Annotated in this window: 8 protein-coding genes and 4 pseudogenes; 10 read left to right on the forward strand and 2 right to left on the reverse strand. The window is 37.9% G+C overall.

What is annotated here, in order from left to right:
- Positions 1–190 (reverse strand): annotated as a pseudogene (locus ACTNA4_RS15620) (hypothetical protein); the annotation flags it as partial.
- A 108-nt stretch (positions 191–298) separates the two neighbouring features.
- On the opposite strand from ACTNA4_RS15620, the gene ACTNA4_RS15625 reads away from it, so the two are divergent.
- The 7 genes and pseudogenes from ACTNA4_RS15625 to ACTNA4_RS15655 all read left to right on the forward strand — a co-directional run.
- A complete protein-coding gene (locus ACTNA4_RS15625) occupies positions 299–661 on the forward strand; it encodes a VOC family protein (RefSeq protein WP_441031042.1) in 363 nt (120 codons plus the stop codon).
- A gap of 168 nt (positions 662–829) precedes the next feature.
- On the forward strand, positions 830–1,822 hold the full coding sequence (locus ACTNA4_RS15630; RefSeq protein ID WP_441031045.1) for a Fic family protein: 993 nt from the start codon (positions 830–832) through the stop codon (positions 1,820–1,822).
- 75 nt (positions 1,823–1,897) lie between these two features.
- Positions 1,898–2,365 (forward strand): annotated as a pseudogene (locus ACTNA4_RS15635) (ABC transporter ATP-binding protein); the annotation flags it as partial.
- Between the two features lie 157 nt (positions 2,366–2,522).
- A complete protein-coding gene (locus tag ACTNA4_RS15640) occupies positions 2,523–2,852 on the forward strand; it encodes a tyrosine-type recombinase/integrase (protein WP_441031053.1) in 330 nt (109 codons plus the stop codon).
- Positions 2,821–3,012 carry a tyrosine-type recombinase/integrase gene (locus tag ACTNA4_RS15645; protein ID WP_427820754.1) on the forward strand — a complete coding sequence of 64 codons (192 nt, stop codon included), beginning with the start codon at positions 2,821–2,823 and terminating at the stop codon, positions 3,010–3,012. The genes ACTNA4_RS15640 and ACTNA4_RS15645 overlap by 32 nt, the downstream gene beginning before the upstream one ends.
- Positions 3,005–3,983: pseudogene (locus ACTNA4_RS15650) on the forward strand (IS91 family transposase). The gene ACTNA4_RS15645 and the pseudogene ACTNA4_RS15650 overlap by 8 nt, the downstream one beginning before the upstream one ends.
- A gap of 172 nt (positions 3,984–4,155) precedes the next feature.
- Positions 4,156–4,383 (forward strand): annotated as a pseudogene (locus ACTNA4_RS15655) (transposase domain-containing protein); the annotation flags it as partial.
- Positions 4,384–4,886: 503 nt separating this feature from the next.
- On the opposite strand, the gene ACTNA4_RS15660 reads toward ACTNA4_RS15655, so the two are convergent.
- Complete coding sequence (locus ACTNA4_RS15660) at positions 4,887–5,042, reverse strand: hypothetical protein (RefSeq protein ID WP_427820753.1); 156 nt, start codon at positions 5,040–5,042, stop codon at positions 4,887–4,889.
- A gap of 399 nt (positions 5,043–5,441) precedes the next feature.
- Here ACTNA4_RS15660 and ACTNA4_RS15665 point away from each other — a divergent pair, with 399 nt between their 5' ends.
- The 3 genes from ACTNA4_RS15665 to ACTNA4_RS15675 are packed head-to-tail and all read left to right on the forward strand — an operon-like array spanning position 5,442 to position 6,840.
- Positions 5,442–6,023, forward strand: a complete 582-nt coding sequence (locus ACTNA4_RS15665) for a hypothetical protein (protein ID WP_427820752.1) — start codon at positions 5,442–5,444, stop codon at positions 6,021–6,023.
- A complete protein-coding gene (locus ACTNA4_RS15670) occupies positions 5,968–6,558 on the forward strand; it encodes an ISAs1 family transposase (RefSeq protein WP_441031048.1) in 591 nt (196 codons plus the stop codon). The genes ACTNA4_RS15665 and ACTNA4_RS15670 overlap by 56 nt, the downstream gene beginning before the upstream one ends.
- A 42-nt stretch (positions 6,559–6,600) precedes the next feature.
- Positions 6,601–6,840, forward strand: coding sequence for a hypothetical protein (locus tag ACTNA4_RS15675; RefSeq protein WP_441031050.1), 240 nt, complete (start codon positions 6,601–6,603; stop codon positions 6,838–6,840).
- The last annotated feature ends 76 nt before the right edge of the window (positions 6,841–6,916 follow it).

Here is a 6,916-nt window from a genome sequence, read left to right on the forward strand (position 1 = left end):
ATATTACATCATCTATCACTTTCCGGCGATATTTCACAACCATAATCAAATGATAATATAACAAAAATACTGAATGTGCATTATTATCCAAATCCATATTATAATCAATCCACTCTTTTATTCGACTGATTATATTATACCACATCCGGCGCATTAGAACAAGTGTTCTCTCATATTTTTTGCAATTCATCTCGCCACCTAAAGAGGTGGGAGAATTCTTGCTATATTTTGTTAAAGTATAGTAATATAATAAAATGTTATGTTAACTGGAAATGCCGCAGAGAGGAGTGTAGAAAAAATGAAATTAAAAAATATCCTAATTGTTGTTAAAGACATCGAACGTTCAAAAGAATTTTATCACAAATTATTCGGTCTCGAACCTATTCTTGATAATGATGGTAATATGATTCTTACAGAAGGCCTGGTACTTCAGGATGAATCTACTTGGAAAAAATTCACAGGACAAGATGTCATCCCAGAGAATAATGCATGTGAATTATATTTTGAAGAAAAAAACATAGATGCTTTTGTAGAGAAGCTGGAAAATTATTATCCATCTGTAAAATATGTGAATCGCCTGATGACACATGCCTGGGGACAGAAAGTAGTCCGTTTTTATGATCCGGATGGAAACTTGATCGAAGTAGGTACACCGATATAATAGTAGAAATGGATAGGGTGACTGGGGGACGGGTACAGGAGCATGGTGACCATGTACCCGTCCCCCCAGTTACCTAAAACAGAATTTATTTGAAGAATCCGAGAGAGATGATGTATAATGGAGGAAGAAAGTACGCAAGATAATACGTAAGTTAATGGAGGTATTTTCATGGATAATTACAAACCGCCTTTTACAATTACAAATGAGATATTATCATATGTTTCATCCATTTCAGAAAAAATCGGATGTATTACAGCAATCAATAGTTTGGAAGCAAAACCACACTTAAGAAAGAACAATCGTATAAAGTCTATTCACGCTTCTTTAAAGATTGAAGCTAATTCGCTTTCTTTAGGACAGGTAAGAGATGTTATTAATGGTAAGAATGTATTAGGAGAGCAAAAAGAAATACAAGAAATTAAAAATGCTTACATTGCTTATGATAAAATTTCTGAAATTAATCCATATAGTATCAAAGATTTAAAGAAATTTCATGGTATTATGACAAAATATGTTGTTGAAGAATCTGGTAAATTCCGTAGAGGAGAAGAAGGTGTTTTTAGTGGTGATCAGTGTATATTTATGGCGCCGCCTGCACAATTCGTTCCAGAGTTAATGGAAGATCTTTTTAGATGGATGCAGGAATCAAAATACAGTGTTCATCCTTTAATCTTAAGTAGCGTATTTCATTATGAATTTGTTTTTATCCATCCTTTTTCTGATGGTAATGGAAGGATGGCAAGATTATGGCATACTGCTATTCTTACAAAATGGAAACCGGTATTTGAATACATTCCAATAGAAAGTCAAATTGAGAAGTTTCAGGAGGAATATTATGATGCAATTGCCAAGTGCCATGTAAATGGTGAATCTACAATTTTTATCGAGTTTATTCTATTGCAAATTGATAAGGTTTTGGATGATATTTCTAAGCAGGTTAGCGAGGATAACGAACAACTTTCGGAACATATCAAGAAAATGCTTGATGTTATGGAATATGATATTCCATACACCAGCAAATCACTTATGGAAAAACTGGAATTAAAATCAAAAGAAGGATTCCGCAGAAATTATCTTCGTCCAGCAATCGAGATGAATCTTATTCATATGACAATTCCGGATAAACCTCATAGCAGAAATCAAAGGTATGTTAAAGTTTAAGTAGACGATCCTTTTGCCATGCCAGTCACTTTTCGCTAAAGTGACAAAATTGTCATCTGTAAGTCATGGAGAAAAGTGATTGTAGGTCAGACAGACGTTTACGCCCAGAAAGAAGAAGAACTTGCAATTTTCAGAAGAAGGCAGATCGGACTGATTTATCAGTTCTATAACCTAATACTGGTTCTGACTGTGGAAGAAAATATGACACTTCCGGTTCTTATGGATGTAAGAAAGGTAAATGAAGAGCGTCTGGAAGAACTTCTGGACTTATTAAAACTGAAGAAAAGGAGGAAACATTTGCCGAATCAGCTTTCCGGTGGACAGCAGCAAAGAGTTTCGGTGGGAAGAGCGCTGATGAATGCGCCTACTCTTGTGCTTGCGGATGAACCGACCGGAAATCTGGATTCTGAGAACAGCAAAGAAATCATGAAGCTTCTCAGATATTCCAACAGAACCTATGACCAGACGTTGATCGTGATCACTCATGATGAAAATATTGCGCTACAGGGCGACCGGATCGTGAGAGATGAGGTGATCCGGTAATGAACATTTTTCATAGATTGAAGTATACAACACCTTATCAGTATTTCACAAAGCATTTACACCGCTATAATGAATGGGTGCAGAATAATCCAGATAACAGGTAAACCTACTTATTGATTCTATGGATAATTATAAGCACAAGGCCATCACTGCAACGATGTATTCCTCCGGTCTTCGGGTCAGTGAAGTCTGCCATCTGCGCTATGAAGATATCCGCAGGAAACAGATGATGATACATGTTCCATTGTCAAAGAACCGACAAGACCGCTATACCATATTAAGTGACAGGAACCTGGAAATCCTTACAGAATACTGGTACAGTTATAACCGCCCAATGGGATGGCTGTTTCAAAGCACAGTAAGGGATGAACCACTTACCAGTTCAAACGTTCAACTATTCATAAAAAAATCATGCACGGAGACTCGGGCTTCCGGAAGGGGTAACACCGCATACAATGAGGCATTGCTTTGCCTGCCACGCACTTGAAGACGGAGTCAGCCATACATTTATCCAACAACTGTTAGGCCACCGCAGCCCGAATTCCACGGATGTGTATCTGCAGATGACATCCAAAGCACTTATGGGTATCCGGAGTCCCTTTGATACTTTTGAAAAAGACTATGGGGAGGGCGGCCGTGATGAATGATAATCCTACCATGCGGGATGTCCTCCGGCATATCTATCCCAAATATCTGGACTCTTACACATCCACTGCAAGTCAGGAAAAAACCTTACATCATATTCTTAATTGCAAGACTGGTGCATATGGAGCCAATTTCTCTGAATGTGACAAATGCGGACATATCCAGTACCATAACAATTCCTGCCGTGACAGATTCTGTCCGATGTGCCAGGCGTTAGCGAATGTATTATGGGTTGATGCACAGAATGAACATGTATTGGACATTGATTATTACCACCTTGTCTTTACCTGTCCAAGTAAGTTGAACCCATTGATCTACTGGAATCAGAAAGAGCTGTATTCTCTCTTTTTTCATGCTGTGGCAGAAACCATCCAGGAGCTTTCAAAATACCCTTCCCATATGGGAGGCACCCCCGGATTTATCAGCATTATGCATACGTGGGCATCCAATCTTTCTTACCACCCGCACATTCATGTGTTATCAACCTGCGGCGGGTTGGACACAGACCGTAACTGGCACCAGAAAGAAGATGGCTATTTTCTGCCCAGGAAAGCAATGGCAAAGCTTTTTAAGAGAAAATTCCTGTCCGGGATGAAACAGCCGCATTCTCCATATGGATGAAAATACGGTAACCATCCGGGTAAAGGATTGTAAATGTGGAGGTAAATGGAAAGAGTTAACCCTGGAAGGTACCGAATTCATCCGCCGTTTCCTGATGCATGTTCCTCCGAAAGGATTTGTCAGGATACGTCACTATGGGCTCCTGAGCAACCATAATAAACGAAAACTGATTCCCATCTGCAGAAATCTGATCGGCTGCCGTGAATTTCTGAGACGGTTCAGGAAGGAAGATAAAGTACATGCGATCAAGATACTGTACAAAAAGGATGTCACAGTATGTCCGTGTTGTGGAGGGAACGTATCATATAAGGTGTGTTCCAGATATATGACACACCGAAAAAACAGTGCCTAAACCAAACTCAAAACGAATACCGTACTTACAAAACTGGGGTAAGGGGAATCTCTGCCAAAAATCAAAAAAAATTCCTGGATTTTCGAGATCGTCTTCTCCATAGACAGTTCTGCTTATCCAAAAATAATGACAGAATATGAGATATTGAATCCCCATATACCGGACGCGACTTTGTTCAATTCGGAAAAACTGGGTTATGATTGATACCATTGCAGGAGAAGAAGCCAGCGCAATCATTTATAGCATTGCAGAAATTGCAAAGGCTAATAATCTTAAACCTTACAATTATTTTGAATACCTTCTGACAGAGATTCCAAAGCGCATGGATGACCATGATACAAGTTTCTGTGAAGATTTGCTTCCTTGGTCAGACAAGTTGCCAACGGAATGCAGAAAGTAACTTTAAAACCAATGCCGCTCTTCGGAGCGGCTAATCAATTAGTCGTACCGACTATGGTGCGTTTACTTTCATTATGCAATTCAGTTGTTATACACGAGACCAGATTAATTGGAAAATGTTCAAAAAAGAATATCATTCTTATAAGGGCAGAGTGGAAAGATTGTTAATAAGATAATAGATAGAGATTTTGGTAAAACTACACATTTTGTAGAAGTGAACAATAGACATATCCTAGTTTAACTTTTTATTTAAAATATTATAAATCACTTATACTAGATATGATTTCGTGTCGATTCCAAATTAAAAACAGATACAGAGAATACTTGATAAAGTATTTTGCAACTTTCCTTCTCTAGAATTCAGGGTAAATAAAATGAATGCCTCCTGTAAAATCAGGGAAGCATCCATTTTTTACTTCAAAATATGTGTCCAAGAGAAAATTTGGGGGACATATTAGTCTCAATTACCCTCTAACAACTACACTTTTGGGGTATCGCTCAACTTTAATTTATATTCTTATTCCTATCTCCTTCATTTTGAAAAACTTCATATGCCTCCAAGATTCCTGCTCTTACTGCATTTTTAATGATAACAAATAATACAGGAACTATAACGAAAATAATAATCAAAACAATTAATACTATCATTTTCCAATCCATAAAACCATCCTTTCTCATAAAGCATATATGTAAAATAGAATATTACGTTTCAATCTGGCAATCTTTCAGTTTTATTGGAACGACCGCACCTCAAATGAAATCCATTTTCAGTATAGCATACTATTAGCAAATGTAAAAGATAGAATAGTTGAATATAATTTCTATTATAATTAGTTGTGCAAATCAATTTAGCGCTTGCAATTTATCAGTTAATTTGATAAATAAATGTTTTCAGGGTTGTTTCATGAAGATATTTTAAAATTCTAAAAAGATCAGATTTCATCGAGGGTTATACATGCTATACATAAGCGTGTATAACCCTCGACTTTTAGGTCAAGTAGAGGTATGATGTCTATAAAGTATAGGTATGCACCACTTATACGGAAAGGAGAGGACATTATGCCAGTAACTGAGAAAAAATATCCAGAATGGGTTCAAAAACACCGTGTAAAGGGAACTACCGTGAAAAAAAAGGGGGATTCTTATTACCTTTATAAAAGAACATCCCGGCGTGTAAAAGGGAAAAAATATCCGCAGCCGGTCGATACTTATATCGGCATTATTACTCCGGAAGGGGTAATACAAAGCAACAAAAAGAAGGTATCTTTAACAGATGCAGAAGTATGGGAATACGGGTTTTCAAAAGCTGTCTGGGAATTGTGCCCGGATGACTGGAAAAAACCATTAGGGGATGATTGGGAAGATGTACTTTCTATTATTCTTTTCAAGCAATCTCCAACTTCTTATATCCAGAAAAAACGAACGATGAAAAAAGAATCGGATTTTCGTTATCAGTTTGCAGCTCAGATATCGTCTTTGTCCCGCAGAATATATAAAAAATGGGGCGTGGGTCTGGAAGAACTGCATAAGTTAGAGACAATCTATTTAGTATGTCTGAATAAAACTGAAATCATTTCAAAAGTTAATGAGGAACAGCAGGAACTTCTGGAGAAAATACAGGTGGCTCTGGAAATGTGCTGAAAAACCATTTCTGACAGAAAAACTGATTCATTATTTCAGGCAGATCCCAGATTATCGATGCAACAGAGAGAAAAGACACAATCTGGCAGAAATGCTGGTATGTGTCACAATCGAATTTCTTTGTGGCAGGACAACGATCCGCAGGAGTCTTAACTGGTGCAAACATAACCTGGAATGGCTGCGGAAACATATGGAATTGAAATACGGGATCGCCTCGCCTTCCACGATTAGTCGGATGCTGAGCGGAATTGATGAGGAATTAGCCTTGTGTGCTTTTATGGAATGGATTGGAGAAATCGTGGACTCGAAGAATACCCATCTTGCAATTGACGGGAAAGCACTCTGTGGCGCAACGGAAAAGACAAAATGTGCGGCAACTCCAATGATTTTGAACGTCGTGGAAACTGTCCGAGGATTGCTGCTTGCACAACTTCCTGTAGATTCAAAGACGAATGAGATTGCGGTGATTCCTGAATTGTTGAAACTTCTGGATATCAGTGGAAGTATTATAACGATTGATGCGATTGGAACGTAGACCGCAATCATGGACCAGATCCATGAACAGGAAGGACATTTTGTGCTGACAGTAAAGAAAAACCAACCAGAGGCTTATGAGGAGATCCATACGTTCATGGACAAACTGGAAGCGGAAACTGCTAAAAAGAAAAAAGGCGAAACTACAGATCCTGTAATGCGGGAGTATCTTGAGAAATATGAAGAAATCAGTCAGATGGAAAAAAATCGGGACAAAAATAATTTTAAGGGGACGATCCTTTTGCCACGATGCTGGGGTCAAAAGGTATTTCCAACTAATTAAATAACTACTATTGATGAAAGACATATGGTATAATCATCTTATCAAATAAAGGTGGTTTGCATATGTCTTTTAAAAC

Source organism: Bariatricus sp. HCP28S3_A7 (assembly GCF_052066375.1).
Taxonomy (GTDB): domain Bacteria; phylum Bacillota; class Clostridia; order Lachnospirales; family Lachnospiraceae; genus Allocoprococcus.

What these genes read in the sequence shown, in the direction of transcription:
- ACTNA4_RS15625 (WP_441031042.1), top strand. Translation starts at nt 299, where the DNA reads ATGAAATTAAAAAATATCCTAATTGTTGTTAAAGACATCGAACGTTCA.
- ACTNA4_RS15630 (WP_441031045.1), top strand. Translation starts at nt 830, where the DNA reads ATGGATAATTACAAACCGCCTTTTACAATTACAAATGAGATATTATCA.
- ACTNA4_RS15640 (WP_441031053.1), top strand. Translation starts at nt 2,523, where the DNA reads ATGTATTCCTCCGGTCTTCGGGTCAGTGAAGTCTGCCATCTGCGCTAT.
- ACTNA4_RS15645 (WP_427820754.1), top strand. Translation starts at nt 2,821, where the DNA reads ATGAGGCATTGCTTTGCCTGCCACGCACTTGAAGACGGAGTCAGCCAT.
- ACTNA4_RS15660 (WP_427820753.1), bottom strand. Translation starts at nt 5,042, where the DNA reads ATGGATTGGAAAATGATAGTATTAATTGTTTTGATTATTATTTTCGTT.
- ACTNA4_RS15665 (WP_427820752.1), top strand. Translation starts at nt 5,442, where the DNA reads ATGCCAGTAACTGAGAAAAAATATCCAGAATGGGTTCAAAAACACCGT.
- ACTNA4_RS15670 (WP_441031048.1), top strand. Translation starts at nt 5,968, where the DNA reads ATGAGGAACAGCAGGAACTTCTGGAGAAAATACAGGTGGCTCTGGAAA.